The 14,511-nt window shown below is 76.4% G+C and carries 16 protein-coding genes; 4 read left to right on the top strand and 12 right to left on the bottom strand.

Translation table 11 applies throughout. The features are described 5' to 3' along the window. The coding region (locus tag ABD353_RS33765; protein ID WP_344627513.1) for a hypothetical protein at positions 1–436 on the top strand (436 nt) is incomplete at its 5' end. A gap of 165 nt (positions 437–601) precedes the next feature. After that, the gene (locus tag ABD353_RS33770) at positions 602–970 is read left to right on the top strand and encodes a YkvA family protein (protein WP_344627514.1); all 369 of its coding nucleotides are present in this window, start codon (positions 602–604) and stop codon (positions 968–970) included. Positions 971–988: 18 nt separating this feature from the next. On the opposite strand, the gene ABD353_RS33775 is transcribed toward ABD353_RS33770, so the two are convergent. From ABD353_RS33775 to ABD353_RS33805, 7 genes are all read right to left on the bottom strand, one after another. Then, the gene (locus ABD353_RS33775) at positions 989–1,555 is read right to left on the bottom strand and encodes a GNAT family N-acetyltransferase (RefSeq protein WP_344627515.1); all 567 of its coding nucleotides are present in this window, start codon (positions 1,553–1,555) and stop codon (positions 989–991) included. Between the two features lie 155 nt (positions 1,556–1,710). Continuing rightward, positions 1,711–2,646, bottom strand: a complete 936-nt coding sequence (locus ABD353_RS33780; protein ID WP_344627516.1) for a Gfo/Idh/MocA family protein — start codon at positions 2,644–2,646, stop codon at positions 1,711–1,713. A 50-nt stretch (positions 2,647–2,696) separates the two neighbouring features. After that, the gene (locus ABD353_RS33785; protein WP_344627517.1) at positions 2,697–3,365 is read right to left on the bottom strand and encodes an O-methyltransferase; all 669 of its coding nucleotides are present in this window, start codon (positions 3,363–3,365) and stop codon (positions 2,697–2,699) included. Between the two features lie 59 nt (positions 3,366–3,424). Continuing rightward, a complete protein-coding gene (locus tag ABD353_RS33790; protein ID WP_344627518.1) occupies positions 3,425–4,156 on the bottom strand; it encodes a DedA family protein in 732 nt (243 codons plus the stop codon). Between the two features lie 119 nt (positions 4,157–4,275). Further along, the gene (locus tag ABD353_RS33795; protein WP_344627519.1) at positions 4,276–5,151 is read right to left on the bottom strand and encodes a class I SAM-dependent methyltransferase; all 876 of its coding nucleotides are present in this window, start codon (positions 5,149–5,151) and stop codon (positions 4,276–4,278) included. A gap of 155 nt (positions 5,152–5,306) precedes the next feature. Next, positions 5,307–6,176, bottom strand: a complete 870-nt coding sequence (locus ABD353_RS33800) for a spermidine synthase (protein ID WP_344627520.1) — start codon at positions 6,174–6,176, stop codon at positions 5,307–5,309. Continuing rightward, positions 6,173–7,138 carry an alpha/beta hydrolase gene (locus ABD353_RS33805; RefSeq protein ID WP_344627521.1) on the bottom strand — a complete coding sequence of 322 codons (966 nt, stop codon included), beginning with the start codon at positions 7,136–7,138 and terminating at the stop codon, positions 6,173–6,175. Before ABD353_RS33805 ends, ABD353_RS33800 begins: the two co-directional genes overlap by 4 nt. A gap of 244 nt (positions 7,139–7,382) precedes the next feature. Here ABD353_RS33805 and ABD353_RS33810 point away from each other — a divergent pair, with 244 nt between their 5' ends. Beyond that, positions 7,383–8,288, top strand: a complete 906-nt coding sequence (locus ABD353_RS33810) for a tetratricopeptide repeat protein (RefSeq protein WP_344627522.1) — start codon at positions 7,383–7,385, stop codon at positions 8,286–8,288. A 15-nt stretch (positions 8,289–8,303) separates the two neighbouring features. Here the strand turns inward: ABD353_RS33810 and ABD353_RS33815 are convergent, their stop codons facing one another. The 5 genes from ABD353_RS33815 to ABD353_RS33835 form a co-directional block, all read right to left on the bottom strand. Further along, entirely contained in the window at positions 8,304–9,413 is a 1,110-nt protein-coding gene (locus ABD353_RS33815; RefSeq protein ID WP_344627523.1) for an AI-2E family transporter, read from the bottom strand. A 106-nt stretch (positions 9,414–9,519) separates the two neighbouring features. Further along, a complete protein-coding gene (locus ABD353_RS33820) occupies positions 9,520–10,629 on the bottom strand; it encodes a winged helix DNA-binding domain-containing protein (RefSeq protein WP_344627524.1) in 1,110 nt (369 codons plus the stop codon). After that, entirely contained in the window at positions 10,626–11,327 is a 702-nt protein-coding gene (locus ABD353_RS33825) for a glycerophosphodiester phosphodiesterase (protein WP_344627525.1), read from the bottom strand. Before ABD353_RS33825 ends, ABD353_RS33820 begins: the two co-directional genes overlap by 4 nt. A 35-nt stretch (positions 11,328–11,362) precedes the next feature. Next, a complete protein-coding gene (locus ABD353_RS33830; protein ID WP_344627526.1) occupies positions 11,363–11,779 on the bottom strand; it encodes a TOBE domain-containing protein in 417 nt (138 codons plus the stop codon). A 169-nt stretch (positions 11,780–11,948) separates the two neighbouring features. Beyond that, positions 11,949–13,142 (bottom strand): ROK family transcriptional regulator, encoded by a 1,194-nt coding sequence (locus tag ABD353_RS33835; protein ID WP_344627527.1) that lies wholly within the window; start codon positions 13,140–13,142, stop codon positions 11,949–11,951. 88 nt (positions 13,143–13,230) lie between these two features. Here ABD353_RS33835 and ABD353_RS33840 point away from each other — a divergent pair, with 88 nt between their 5' ends. Continuing rightward, positions 13,231–14,421, top strand: coding sequence for an MFS transporter (locus tag ABD353_RS33840; protein WP_344627528.1), 1,191 nt, complete (start codon positions 13,231–13,233; stop codon positions 14,419–14,421). Positions 14,422–14,511 lie beyond the last annotated feature (90 nt).

Genomic DNA, 14,511 nt, shown 5'->3' on the forward strand with positions numbered 1-14,511 from the left:
TTTCTCCCGTCCGCGCGGCGGGCTGCTGGCCACCTGCGGGCCCGGCGGCCCGGCCGGGTCCGGCGAGCTCACCGGCGTCCTGGCCAGCGCGGCCCCGCCCTCCGGACCGGGTGCACCCGTACCGGCCCCGCCCTGGAACGAGAGGCCCGCCGGCCCCTCCCCCGACGGCACCGGCGACGCGGCCACCGCATCGCCCACGGCCGGCCCGAGCGCGGCCCCCTCGGCCGAGGACGTCCCGGCCGCCGCCCCGAGCCGGACGACCCGCCTGGACCCGGCCCGCCCGCAGCTCCACCCCCGCCCGGGCACCCGCCCCCGGGCGACGGCCGCCGTGCCGCACCCCACCACGATCAAGGTGTGCGCCGAGGCGGAACGCCAGGGCCAGTGGGCACCCGGCTCCGAACAGGCCAGGATCTGCCGCAACCTCTACGGCGGCTGAGCCCCGACGGCGACCGCGGGGAGGAGGAGCCGCGGGAACCGGCCGGACTCCCCCGTTGTCCTGGCTGACACGGGGAAGAAGACCCTACGGCGGAACGGGCGGCGTCCCGTACCGTGGATCGGCGGGCGCGGCAGGCGCGTCCCACCGGAGAGTGAGGAGGACGCCGTGGCCAAACCCGTTCCGAAGCGGTTGCAGGGGATCGACCGGGCCGCGGTGTCGCGGTCGGCGTGGGGCCTGTACCGGGAGACCCAGCGGCCGGGCGCGCCGGGGCTGGGCGCCCGGGTCGCGGCCACGCCCCGGCTGGTGCGCGACGCGCTGACCGGCCGCTACCCGGGCGTCGGCCCGGGCAAGCTGGCGGCGCTCGCCGTGCTGTGCGCGGTCTACCTGCTGAGCCCGATCGACGCGGTGCCGGACATCATCCCGTTCGTCGGCTGGACGGACGACACCGCGGTGCTGGTGTGGTTCCTGGCCGGCCTGACCCGGGAGTCCGGCCGCTACCTGGAGTGGTCGCAGAAGCAGGTCCGGGCGGACTGAGTCCGCCCGGCGGCCGCGTCAGAGCGCCTTGACCAGGCGCTCGAAGCGCAGGTCGGGGCGGAGCGGGACGCCGAAGCGCTCGTCGCCGTAGGGGAAGGGCTCGTACTCGCCGGTGCGCACGTAGCCGCGCCGCTCGTACCAGGCGATCAGGTCGGCGCGCTGCTCGATGACGGTCATCTCCATCCGGTCGATGCCCCACTCCTCGCGGGCGTGCCGCTCGGCGCGCTCGAGGACGGCCCGGCCGATCCCGCCGCCCTGCATCGCCGGACGGACGGAGAACATGCCGAAGTAGGCGGCGGCGCTGCGGCGTTCCAGGTGGCAGCAGGCGAGCAGGTCGCCCTCCGCCTCGGCGAGCAGCACCACGGACCCGGGGCGGGCGACGACCTCGGCGACGCCGGCCTCGTCGGTGCGCTGCCCGTCGAGCAGGTCGGCCTCGGTGGTCCAGCCGGCCCGGCTGGCCTCCCCGCGGTAGGCGGACTCGACCAGGGCGACGACGGCGGGTACGTCGGCCGGTCCGGCGGCGCGGAAGGCGGGTTCGGGCTGCACGGGCTGCTCCGGGGTCGGCGGCGGGCTGGTCCCTGCCATCGTGCCATGCGGGGGTGTGCGCACGGAAAGGGTGTCGGGGTGCGCGGGTGCCGCCCCGACGGCGGGTGGTGCCCCGACGGCGGGTGGGCGCGCGCGGCCGGGGGCGCGGTCGCTCCCGAGCACAGCCCGATGGTGCATCAACGCAGCGCCCGAGGTCAGGCCTCGGTGGTCGGGGGCCACGGGGAGGCGGGGAGGGGCTGCAGCGGGACGGTGGCGCGCTCGGTGAGGGACTGTTCGGCTGCGGCGAGGATCTCGACCACGCGCAGGCCGAAGGCTGCGTCGCAGGGGTGCGGCGTGCCGCTCCGCGCGGCGGCGAGCAGTCCGTCGACGGCGTGGCCGAAGGCCTCCACGGGCGGGACGCCCGCCTCGGGGAGGCGGTGCACGCCGGCCTCGCCGCGCAGTTCGAGCGCCACGCCGGCGGCCTGCGGGGGTGCGGTGAGGCTGACCGTCGTGCTGCTGGACGCGCCGCCGGCGTGCCCGATCACCAGGTGCACGGTGTCGGCGGGCCCGGCGGCCGCGGCCACGGTGGCGGCGTCGCCGAGGACGGGCAGCAGCAGTGACAGGGCGTGCGGGCCGATGTCCCACAGGGCGCCCTTCTCGCGCCGCCAGGGTGAGGCGGCGTAGGGGCTGTCGGTGGTGAAGACGGCGCCGAGCCAGTCGCAGCGGGCGGTGAACCAGCCGTCCCGGGCGGCCTGCTCGGCGAGCCAGCCGACGCGTTCGCCGCCGAACCGGAGGGTGAAGAAGACGACCGAGGCGAGCCGGCCGGCGGCGACGGTGTCGGCGATCCGTCGGGCCTGCGGCACGGCGAGCGCGACGGGCTTGTCCAGCAGCAGGTGCCGGCCGGCCTCGGCGGCGCGCAGCGCCAGCTCGGCCTGGGCCTGCGGGGCGAGCGCGACGGCGACCGCGTCGACGTCGGCGATCAGCTTGTCGGCGTCCTCGTAGGCCGGGACGCCGTGCTCGGCGGCGATCTCGGCGGCGGCCTCGGGCCGGCGGCCCCACACGCCGGCGAACTCGACGCCGGGGTGGCCGGCCAGTGCGGGTGCGTGCACGCCGCGCGCCCAGGGGCCGGTGCCGAGCAGTCCTATCCGCATGGTGTTCCTGTGCTTTCTCGGTGTGTGGGTCGCTCGCCGGGCCGGGGCGGTCAGGCCCGGACGCGGATCAGGGTGAAGCCGTCGTAGCCCTTGGAGCCGACGGTCTGGATCGAGGTGGCGGAGACCCGCGGCTCGGCGGCGATCGCGTCGTGGAGGCGGCGGACGCCGAGCACGGCGGGGTCGGTGGAGTCGGCCTCGGCGACCTTGCCGCCTCGGACGGTGTTGTCGACGACGATCAGCGAGCCGGGCCGGGTGAGGCGCAGCGCCCAGGCGAAGTAGACCGGGTTGCCGGGCTTGTCGGCGTCGATGAAGACCAGGTCGAAGGGGTCGGTGCCCTCGTCGGCGAGCTGCTGCAGGGTGTCCGCGGCGGGGCCGAGGCGGACCTCGGCGACCTCCGCGAACCCGGCGTTCGCGAGGTTGTCGCGGGCGACCTCGGCGTGCACCGGGTCGATCTCCAGGGTGACGAGCCGGCCGCCGGCGGGCAGGGCGCGGGCCATCCAGATGGCGCTGTATCCGCCGAGGGTGCCGACCTCCAGGATGCGGCGGGCGCCGAGCGTCTCGGCGAGCAGCTGGAGCTGCTTGCCCTGGGGTGCGGAGACGGCGATCCGGGGCAGTCCGGCCTTGTCGGCGGCCTGCTGGGCCGCGTCCAGCACCGGGTCGTCGCCGATCAGGACGTCGGTGAAGTAGTCGTCGACCGCTGTCCACTGCTGCTGGCTCACGCCGTCTCCCGGTCCGTCGTCGGTGTACGCGTGCCGAGCCTAGCCGACGGAGCTGACGGTCAGTCGGCGGCGGGCTCGGCCGCGGCGGCGGTCACCGGGGCCGGGTTCCCGGCGGCCAGGGCGGCGGGTGCGGGCGTTTCGGTGGCGCCCTCGGGGACGCTCTTGCCGCCGGACTGCTCGGGGTGTTCGGCCCGGGCCTTGGCGGCCCTGCGCTTGACCAGCCAGGCGGAGCCGGCGCCGGCGAGGGCGGCCACCACGAGGCCGGCCCAGGAGAAGCTCTTCAGCCAGTGCTCGGCGACCTTGCCGACCTGGTAGATCAGCAGGGTGGTGCCGCCGGCCCAGGCGATGCCGCCGAGCACGTTGGCGATCAGGAACTTCCAGTACGGCATCCGCAGGGCGCCCGCGAGCGGGCCGGCGAAGATCCGCAGCAGGGCGATGAACCGGCCGAAGAAGACCGCCCACATGCCCCACTTCTGGAAGGAGCGTTCGGCGGTGGCGAGGTGGTCGGGCCCGAAGTGCTTGGGGAAGCGCCGGCCGAGCTTCTCGAACAGCGGTTTGCCGCCGCGGCGGCCGATGGAGTACCCGATGGAGTCGCCGATCACCGCGCCGGCGATCGCGCAGGCCGCCACCCACCAGGGGCTGACCACGCCGCGGGCCGACAGCAGCGAGGCCGAGACGAGCGCGATCTCGCCGGGCAGCGGGATGCCCAGGCTCTCCAGGCCGATGATCAGGGCGACGAGGGCGTACACCGAGGTCGGCGGGACGCTCTCGATCCACTGGTCGATGTGCAAGGCGGGTACCTCCGTGGCGGGACGAGACCGCGTCTCGGCCGGACTGGCTGGGCCGCGGGCGCGCCCGGCGCCCTCAGGGCAGGGTAACGGGTTGACCCGGCCTTTACCTTATACGCCGATCATCGGACGGCAGTTCCCGCGGCCCCGCCGCGCCCGGCCCTGGCGGAGAAGCGCAGTGCGACCACCGACGGCCTGAACGCGCCCAGGACGGGCAGCCGGGCCGCGTAGGGCAGCAGTGCGCCGACCGGGCCGCGGCCGCCGGTCGGCAGCACGTCGCGGATCTCGGCGACCGCGGGGTGTGCGGTGGCGAGCTTCCACTGCTCGTCGGCGTCCATGCCCCAGGGCATCGGCGGGGCGGTGTAGCCGCGGTCGTGGAGCTTGCCCTGCGAGGCGGCGCGGCTGAACCAGCGGGGTACGGCGTCGAAGACGAAGGTGCCGTCGGGGAAGCGTTCGGCGCAGCGGGCGATGAGGTCGCGGACCTCGGTGGGCCGCAGGTACATCAGGAGGCCCTGGGCGGTGATGAGCACGCCGTGGGTGGGGTCGACCTCGTCGGTCCAGGCCGGGTCGGTGGCGGAGCAGGCGAGCAGCCGCTGCCGGGGTGCGGGGGGCAGCAGGCGTTCGCGCAGGGCGACGGCCTCGGGCAGGTCGACGGAGAGCCACTGGGCGCGGCCGTTGTCGACCCGCCAGTACTGGGTCTCCAGGCCCTCGCCGAGGCAGACGACGGTGCCGCGGGGGCAGCGGACGAGGAAGTCGGCGACCTCGCGGTCGAAGGCGCGGACCCGCAGGGCCTGGATCTGGCCGATGACGCCGCCGTCGGGGCCGAAGCGCTCCTCGAAGGGGTAGTCGATCCGTTCGACGAGTTCGACGGCCCGCGGGTCGGGCAGCACGGTGTCCCACCGGCGGGCCTCGACGGCCCGGTGGTAGAGCGTCCACAGGGCGGTCTCGGGGACCGCGCCCAGGGCGGCGCCGATCTTCTGCGGCTGCTGGCCCGTCATCGTGCGGCTCCCTCCGGCGGTCCGGCGGCGGTCGCCGGGCCCGGCTTGGCATTCTGCCCCGCCCGGTGGTCCGTCCGGCGCTGAACGCGCCGTGGGCGGGCGGCGGGGTCGGGGCGGCGGGGTCGGGGCGGCGGGGCCGGGGCGGCGGCCGGTGGTCAGCCGACGCTGAAGGCGCCGTCGGGGGGTGGCGGGGAGTCGACGGCGTGGGTGTCGTGGACGGGGCGGGCGGTGCCGGTGAGGGCGTCCAGGTCGGGGCCGTCGGCGAGCCGGGCGGGGAAGGGGTCGCCGGCGAGGCGCCGGGCGAGTTCGGCGGTGGGCAGCGGGGCGGTGGAGCCGATCAGCAGGACGTTGCCGTAACGGCGGCCGCGGAGCACGGCGGGTTCGGCGGCGAGGCAGGTGTGCGGGAAGACGGCGCGCAGGGTCGCGGCCTGGGCGGCGGCGAAGGCGAGCGGCGGGCCGTCGGCGAGGTTGGCGGCGTAGCAGCCGCCGGGGCGCAGGGCCGCGGCGGCGAGGGCGACGAACTCGACGGAGGTGAGGTGGGCGGGGGTGCGGGAGCCGTGGAAGACGTCGGCGACGACGAGGTCGGCGGCGCCGGGCGGGGCGGCGGCGAGGGCGGTGCGGGCGACGCCGACGGTCACCCGGATGCCGTCCGGCCAGGGCAGGCGGTCGGCGACGAGGTCGACGAGCGGGCCGTCGGCCTCGACGACGTGCTGCCGGGAGCCGGGGCGGGTGGCGGCGAGGTAGCGGGGCAGGGTGAGCGCGCCGCCGCCGAGGTGGAGGGCGTCGAGCGGCTGCCCGGCGGGGGCGATCGTGTCGGCGAGGTGGCCGATCCGCCGGGTGTACTCGAATTCGAGGTGGGTGGGGTCGGCGAGGTCGACGTAGGACTGCGGGGTGCCGTCGAGGGTGAGCAGCCAGGCCTGCGGCCGGTCGATGTCGGGCAGGAGCCGGGCGGTGCCGAGGGCGGTCTCCCGGTGGACGGGGAGCGGTTCGTCCTCGGGCTGGCCCGGCTGCTCGTGGTGGGTCATGCGGCGGCGACCGGCGCGGGCAGGTAGGCGGCGAGCCAGCGGTCGAGTTCGGTGAAGACCTGGTCGCGGGCCTGCTCGCCGGAGAGGACGAGGTCGTGCACGCCGCCCTCGATCCGCAGGACGGTGACGTTGCGGCCGAGGCGGGGGCCGAGCGCGGCGATGTCGTCGGCGCGCAGCACGCCGTCGGTGGTGCGCAGGGCGTCGTCCCAGCGGTTGGTGACGGTGGAGGCGGTGGAGGCCATCAGCAGGACGGGGCAGTCGACGGCGAGGCCGCGGCGGACGGCGCGGTGGCCGCGCTGGATGGCGGCGAGCCAGCCGGCGTAGAGCGGGAAGCCCTCGGCGGGCTTGAGGGAGAGGTCGAACTCCCAGCTGCCCTTGTGGGCGCGGTGCAGGCTGTGCACGTAGTGCGGGTTGAGCGGGGCGGGCAGCTTGCGCAGGCCGGCGACCCGGCCGAGGGCCTCGACGGCGGGGGCGCCGAGGGTGCGGACGGCGGCCGCGGCGGGCATGGAGAGGAACGGGCTGTTGAGGAAGAGCGCGTCGACCAGGCCGCGGCCGGCGCGGCGGTCGGCCCAGAGCGCGGTGACCAGGCCGCCGGTGGAGTGGCCGTTGACGAGCAGCTGGGTGTGGCCGTCGACCTCGCGGATCACGCGCACCGCCTCGTCGAGCTCCTCGTCGTAGGCGCCGAGGTCGCGGACGAAGTTGGGCGACTGGTGGGGGCGCAGCGACCGGCCGTACTTGCGCAGGTCGAGGGCGTAGAAGGAGTAGCCGGCCGCGGTGTAGTGGTCGGCGAGGTGGGTCTGGAAGAAGTAGTCGACGTAGCCGTGCACGTAGAGCACGGCGCGCGTCGACCCGGGCACCAGGCGTCGCACCAGGGTCGCGCTGACGGCGCCCTCCTCGTCGTCGGCGAGCGGCAGCTCGACGGCCTCGTACGGCTCGCCCAGGATGTCCGTCCGGAAGTCCATGCCGCTTCCCCGTTCCCCTCGTGGTCGGTCTCCGAGCCCGACCATACCGCCCGGTAGCCCCCGGTGGGCGGGCAGCCCGTCGGACGGGCCGCGCACCGCCCCTGATCAGGGCGTACACCGAGCAGCCGGGCGTGGCACGGAGCGGCCCGCGGGGTGCCGCCGGGCTTTTGTGGGCGGGGTGCCCCTTTCGCTAGCCTCCGGGGGCATGCCGATCTTTGGACGACGCCGAAGTACCGCACCGCGCTTGGCTCCTGAGCTCGACGACGCCGAACTCGGCCGGGTCCGGCGGCAGCTGTCCGGGCCGCAGTTGCAGGGCCAGCTGGACCTGTCGGCGGGGTTGGTGGAGCAGGTGCTGCGGGACGCCGGCCGGGACTGGGACCGCCGTACGCACCGGCTGGCGGTGCTGGCCCAGGTGGCGTCCCCGGCGCTGGCGCGGGTGTGGCGGCGGCAGCGGCCGCAGGAGGCGGACGCGCTGGTGCTGCACGCCTGGGTGGACGTGGCGCAGGCCCGGCTGGCGGGGGCGCTGGAGGATCCGCAGGGCACGGTGGACCGGTGCCGCCGGGCGGCCGAGATGCGCCCGGACGACCCGGCGCCGTGGGTGGCGCTGCTGGCGGTGCACCGGTTGCTGCGGCGTCCGGAGCAGGAGATGTACCCGCTGTGCCGGGAGATCGGTGCGCGGGACGCCTGGAACCGGGTCGCGCACCTGGAGATGCTGCGCTACCTGTCGCCGGAGGAGTGCGGTTCGCACGGGCAGGTGCTGGACTTCGTTGCGGCGGTGCGGGACGCGGCCCCGCCGGGGTCGCCGGTGGCCGGGCTGGAGCTGGCGATGCTGACGGACCGTTACCGGGCGGCGCTGGCGGCCGGCGGGGTGACCTCGCTGGGTGCGCGGCGGCGCTGGGCGATGCCGGACGCCGAGGCGGCGCTGGCCCGGGCGGTGGCGGACTGGCCGGAGCCGGGTTTCCTGCGGCACGCGGCGGGGCTGTCGGACCTGAACGTGCTGGCGTACGCGCTCGGCCAGGCGGGCCGGATCGGTGAGGCGGCGGGGGTGTTCGGGGCGCTGGACGGGGTGGTCACCATCTGGCCGTGGGGGCTGGACGGCGACGCGGTGCAGCAGTTCGCGTTCTGGCAGGACCAGGCGCTGGTGGAGTGAGGGCCGGGCCGGGGGTCACGGCGGGGTGGCGCCCGGCCCGTCCCCCGCGTCGGCGGCCGTTGCCGCGTCCGGTCCGGCCGGGCGCCGCAGCACGGTGATCACGCCGAGGCCGGCCGCGCAGAGCGGTACGGCGAGCAGGGCGCCCATGATCCCGGCCACGCCGGCCCCGGCCACCACCGCGACCATGATGGTGGCCGGGTGGAGTGCGACGGTGCGGCTCTGGATGAAGGGCTGCAGCACGTTGCCCTCGACCGCCTGCACGGCGAGCACCACGCCGAGCACCCACAGGGCCTTGGCGAAGCCGCCGTCGGCGAGCGCGACCAGCACGGCCACCGTGCCGGAGAGGAAGGCGCCGACGAACGGGATGTAGGCGCCCATGAAGACCAGTGCGCCGAGGCCGGCCGCGCCGGGGACGCCGAGCACCACCAGTCCGATCGTGATGAACAGTGCGTCGATCAGGGCGATCAGGGTGGTGCCGCGCATGAAGCCGGCGGTGGCGGCGAAGGCCTGCCGGGCGCAGGCGATCACGGTCTCGGCCGGGCCGGGCGGCAGCCAGGCGCGAACGGCGTCGGCGGTGCGGTGGCCGTCCCGGAGGAAGAAGAACACCAGGGCGAGGGTGAGGACCGCGCCGGTGAGCAGCTGGGTGGCCAGGCCGAGGCCGGAGAGCACGCCGTTGGCGAGCGAGTTGACCAGGTCGCTGCCGGAGCCGGAGCTCTGCTGGAGGGCGTACTGCAGTCTCTCGCCGAGCGGGCCGAGCCGGTCGGCGATCCGCCGGCCGGCCTCGCTCAGGGCGGCGGCGATGTCGGGTGCGCTGTGCACCAGCGAGTTGACCAGCAGGGCGATCACCCCGCTGACGGCGAGCACCAGGACGGTGCAGGTGAGCCCGGCGGCGGCGGCGCGGCGCAGGCCGCGGCGGACCAGCCAGGGCATCACCGGTTCGAGCAGGGCGGTGCCGAGCAGGGCCACGACGACGGGCACGGTGGCGGCCTGCAGTTCGACCAGCGCCCAGACGAGCAGGGCGGCGACCGCGACGACCAGCAGCACCGCGGCCGACCAGGCGGCGGCGAGGCGCACCGGGCGGGGCAGCGCGGCCGGTCGGCCGTCCTCCGGGGGCTCGGCCGGCATGGCACCTCCGGGGTCGACGGTCACCCTCGCTCAGCCCCATATCAGCACATGAGCGGATGAACCGGTCGGTCCCCGGCGGCGACCGGCGCGCCCCGCACGGCCGCGCTCACGCCACGGGCGCGATCACCGTCCGGCCGTCCGCCGCGCCGGCGAAGGCCAGCACCCGGGCGGCCTCCTCCTCGACGCCGGCCCGCGCACCGCGCGGCAGCGGCGCGAACGGGCGGACGGTCAGCACCCCGTCCTCGGTCTTCCAGCTGCCCGCCACCAGGCCGTCCACCAGCACGGTGCCGAGCACGATCCCGTTCACCGTCATCACCCGGGTGCGGTACTCCTCCGGCAGCACCCGGCTGCGGTCGGCGTGCGAGAGCAGCAGGTTGTCGAAGGGGGCGAGCAGCCGGACGGGGGCCGGCACCGAGGCGTCCGGGCGCGCGGCCTCCGGCAGGTCATACAGGGTGCGGCCCTGCTCGTCGCGCAGCCGCACCAGCCGGTCGCCGAGCCGGGTCAGCACCGGGCCGATCCGGGTGAGGCCGGACCACTTCTGCACGTCGGCGGCGGTCGCCGGGCCGAAGGCGGCGAGGTAGCGCAGCACCAGCCCGTCCAGGTCCGGTGCCGGGTCGAGCGGCCGGCCGAGCCAGTGCTCGGCGGTGGTGTGCGCGGCCGGACCGCCCCGCCCCCACAGGCCGCGCGGCGGCACCTGGACGAGCGGCAGCGCGCACCGGGCGGCCTGGGCGAGCGCCGCCGGCTCGCTCGCCGGGTACGCCGGGGCGAGCAGCGGGCCGAGCTGCTGGAAGGTCAGCGGTTCCGCCTCGACCAGCGCCCGGGCCCGGTCGGCGAGCGCGGCGAGGTCGCCGGCCGGGTCGGCGAGGTCGAGGTCGGGCAGCCGTTTGGCGTACGAGGTGCGCAGCCAGCGGTCGTGCACCGGCTGCAGCAGCGGACGCAGGGTCAGGCAGTCATCGGCGGTGACCAGGTGGATGGTGCCGCGCTGCAGGGCGATCCGGACGGCCGCGCGCTCCTCCAGCAGGGTGGTCAGCTGCTCGGGGCGGAAGCCCTCGATCCGGCTGAGCAGGCCGAGGTAGGGCGGTTCGGGGGCGGCCTGGGCCTGCAGGCCGACCAGGTGGCGGACCATCGCCGCGGCGTCCAGGGTGCTGCGTTCCAGCAGGTGCTGACGGGCCAGCAGCGCACGGCCGAGGGCGCGGGCGGTCAGCGGCGCGCTCACGCGTCGAGCTCCCGGCGGAGCATGTCGATGCGGTTGCTGGTGACCGAGTCGACGCCGGTCCGCAGCATCCGGTGGACGGTGCGGCGCAGGTCGACCGTCCAGGTGGAGACGAGCAGGCCGGCGTCGTGCGCCGCACCGACGATCCGGGGCTCGACCATGCCGAAGGGCGGGTTGAGGTAGCGGGGCCGCAGGTCGTCGAGGAGCGGGCGGCCGGGCAGACGTGGCTGACGCCAGGTCAGGGCGATCTCGGCGTCCGGGTCGAGGGCGCGGACGGCGAGCATGGCGGCGGTCGGCCCGCAGTAGGCGACCCGGTGCGCGGCGCCGAGGTCGGCGACGGCGCGGTGCGCGGCGGCGGCCGGGCCGGGCTCGTCGAGGTCGATCAGCAGGCGGGTGGCGGGCGTCTCGGCGACCGCCTTCAGCGCCTCGGTGAGGGTGGGCACCCGGGGGCCGGCGGGGTCGCCGACCTCGGCGAGCTCGTCCAGGGTGAGCCGGTGCACCGGCCGCGGGTCCTCCCACAGCCGTTCGAGGGTGGGGTCGTGCAGCAGGACGGGCACGCCGTCGCGGGTCAGCCGGACGTCCACCTCGACGGCGTCGGCACCGGCCGCGGCGGCCGACTCGACGGAGCGCAGGGTGTTCTCGCGGTACCGGTAGGGGTCGCCGCGGTGGGCGACGGCGAGCACGGGCGGGCGGCGGCTCATGGGGCGGGCGTCTCCTCGGACGGGGTGGCGCCGCGTCAGCGCCGTTCGATCACCACGTTGGTGGACTTGATGACGGCGGTCGCGGGCGCCCCGGGCACCAGGGCGAGCTCCTCGGCCGACTCCCGGCTGATCAGCGACACCACCCGGAACGGGCCGGCCTGGATCTCCACCTGCGCGGCGACGTCACCGAGCACCACGTCGGTGACGATGCCGGGGAAGCGGTTGCGGGCGGACGACGGCCGCCCCTCGGCCTCGGCGTTCTCGGGCTTGGCGAGTTCGCGGGCGAAGGCGGCGAGCCGGTCGCCGGGGATGATCCGGTGGCCGTGGCCGTCCCTGGTCGCGTCGAGCCGGCCCGCGTCGACCCACCGCCGCATGGTGTCGGCGCTGACGCCGAGCATCGCGGCGGCCTCGCCGATGCGGTACGGGTGGACCGGCCGGTCGGGCTGGGCCATGGGGCTCTCCTGGCGTTCGGTTCGGGTGGTGACACCGGTACAGGGGTGCGCGCCGGATGTCCGCGGGCCATCCTGCCCTACCCCGAGGTCCTGCGGGTAACCGGCCACGGGGGCAAGCGGGCAGCACCCCAGGTGTGCGTGGGGGCACCTCCTCCCGACCCCTGGCCGGTCAGGCGCCGCCGAAGAGGTCGCGGCGGACGGCGTCGCCCGCGGTGAGCACGGCGCCGCCGAGGACGGCGCCGCCGCCCGCGGTGCCGGCCCGGACCTCGGTGCGCAGCGGGACGAGCCGGGCGATCTCGCGTTCGACGCGGCTCGCGAGCCGATCACCGCCGGCCCGGCCGATCTCGCCGCCGAGCACCACGCAGCCGGGGTCGAGCACCGCGCAGACCGAGGCCGCGCCGAGCGCGATCCGGCGGGCGTACTCGTCGAGGAAGGCGTCGGCCGCGGGGCCGCCGGCGGCTGCGGCGTGCCGCACCACGTCCTCGCCGAGCGGGGCGCTGGTCCGCGGGCCGGCCGGTTCGGGGACGGGCACGGCGTGGGCGCGGGCGAGGCCGCGGTCGGCGGCGGAGGAGACGAGGGTGTGGAAGCCGCCGGAGTCGCAGCCGCCGTCGCCGCTCGGCAGTCCGGAGCCGTACACCGGGAGGTAGCCGATCTCGCCGGTGCCGCCGGCGGCGCCGCGCCGCAGCCGGCCGTCGAGGACGACGGAGGCGCCGACGCCGTGGCTGAGCCAGATCAGCACGAAGGTGTCGCGGTCGCGGGCGGCGCCGAGCCGGTGCTCGGCGATGCCGGCGAGGTTGACCTCGTTGTCGACGGTGACCTCGGTGCGCGGGTCGGCGCGCAGCGCGGTGAGGAGTTCGGTCTGGTGACGGGAGAGGGCGCCGGAGTTCCGGTGCTCGCCGGTGGCGGGGTCGAAGAGGCCGGGTGCGCCGACGGCGACGGTGTGCAGGCGGTCGGCGCCGGCCTCGCGGGCGGCCCGGGCGAGGGCGTCGAGGGTGCGTTCGGCGAGCCGTTCGTCGGCGCCGGCGACGGTCGCGGCGGCCCGGGTGCGTCCGGTGAGGTCGGCGACGACCAGGTCGACGCCGGTGGTGCGGACGTCGACGCCGGCGAGGAAGGCGCGGTCGGCGACGAGGGCGTAGAGCCGGGCGTTGGGCCCGCGGCGCTGCTCGCCGCTCTCGCCGACGACGGCCACCAGGCCGGCCCGCTGGAGCCGTTCGAGCAGGTCGGCGACGGTGGGGCGGGAGAGTCCGGTGAGGCCGCGCAGCTCGGTGGCGGTGAGCGGGCCGCTCTCCAGCAGGAGGTCGAGCGCCAGCCGGTCGTTGATGGCCCGGGCGGTGCTGGGCGTCGCCGTGCGCGCGGTCGTCATGGAAGCGCATCTTTCCAGAGGTTTTTATCAGGGTCCCTTCCTGATAGTTTATCGGAGTCATGCTGGACAGACCGGAGAGGACGATCGCATGGCAGACGAACTGCACGGCGTACGGCGTGCCAGAGTGGGCATCGCCCTGGTCTTCGCCGTGCACGGCGCGGTGACGGGCACCTTCGCCACCCGCATCCCCTGGCTCCAGGACCACCTGGACCTCGGCCCCGGCGAGCTGGGGCTCGCCCTGATCGCGCCCGCGGTGGGCTCCTTCCTGGCCATGCCGCTGGCCGGACGGATCGTGCACCGCTACGGCGAGCGGGCCGCCGTCCGCGCCCTGCTGATGGCGTGGACGCTCGCCCTCGCCCTGCCCGCCCTCGCCCCGAACCTCGCCGTGCTCTGGCTCGCCCTCTTCGTGTACGGCGCCAGCGCCGGCATGTCCGACGTGGCCATGAACGCCCAGGGCGTGGCGGTCGAGGAGCGGCTCGGCCGGTCCGTCATGTCCGGGCTGCACGGCATGTGGTGCGTCGGCGGCCTGATCGCCTCCGGCTTCGGCGTGCTCGCCGCCCACCGCGGCCTCGACGCCCGGGTGCAGTTCGCGCTCGCCGCGGCGGTGCTCACCGGCCTCGCGGTGGTCGTCACCCGCCCGCTGCTGGACGTCCGCCCGGAGCCGGAGGAGGAGGCGCCGCCGCGGTTCGCGCTGCCGCCGCGCTCGGCCCTGCTGATCGGCCTGGTCGGCTTCTGCGCGGTCTTCGCGGAGGGCGCCAGCATGGACTGGGGCGGCGTCTACCTGCGGGACGTCACCGGCGCCTCGGCCGGCACCGCCGCCGCCTGCTACTCGGCGTTCGCCGCCACCATGGCCGCGGCCCGGCTGGCCGGCGACACCGTGGTGGAGCGGCTCGGCCCGGTGCGCAGCGTCCGGCTCGGCGGCACGGTCGCCACCGCCGGCGGCCTGCTGGTGGTCTTCTCGACCGGCGCCTGGACGGCCATCCCCGGGTTCGCGCTGATCGGCATCGGCATCGCCGTGGTCGTCCCGCTCGCCTTCGCCGCCGCCGGCAAGTCCGGCGGCAACGCCAGCCAGGCCATCGCGGGCGTCGCCACCGTCACCTACACCTCCGGCCTGGTCGCCCCGGCGATCGTCGGCGGCATCGCCCAGGCCACCTCGCTCACCGTGTCCTTCGCGGTGGTGACGGTGCTGGCCGCGGCGCTGATCCCGTCGGCCGGCGCCCTGCGCCGCAGGACAACGGCGGACCGCACCCCGGCCCGCGTCCCCGCCCACGTCGACTGACGGACATCGAAGGCCGTAGGTGCACCACAAGGTAGGTGCACCACAAGGTAGGTGCACCACAAGGTAGGTGCACCACAAGGTAGGTGCACC

The sequence above is a fragment of the Kitasatospora arboriphila genome (genome assembly GCF_039528095.1).
Taxonomy (GTDB): domain Bacteria; phylum Actinomycetota; class Actinomycetes; order Streptomycetales; family Streptomycetaceae; genus Kitasatospora; species Kitasatospora arboriphila.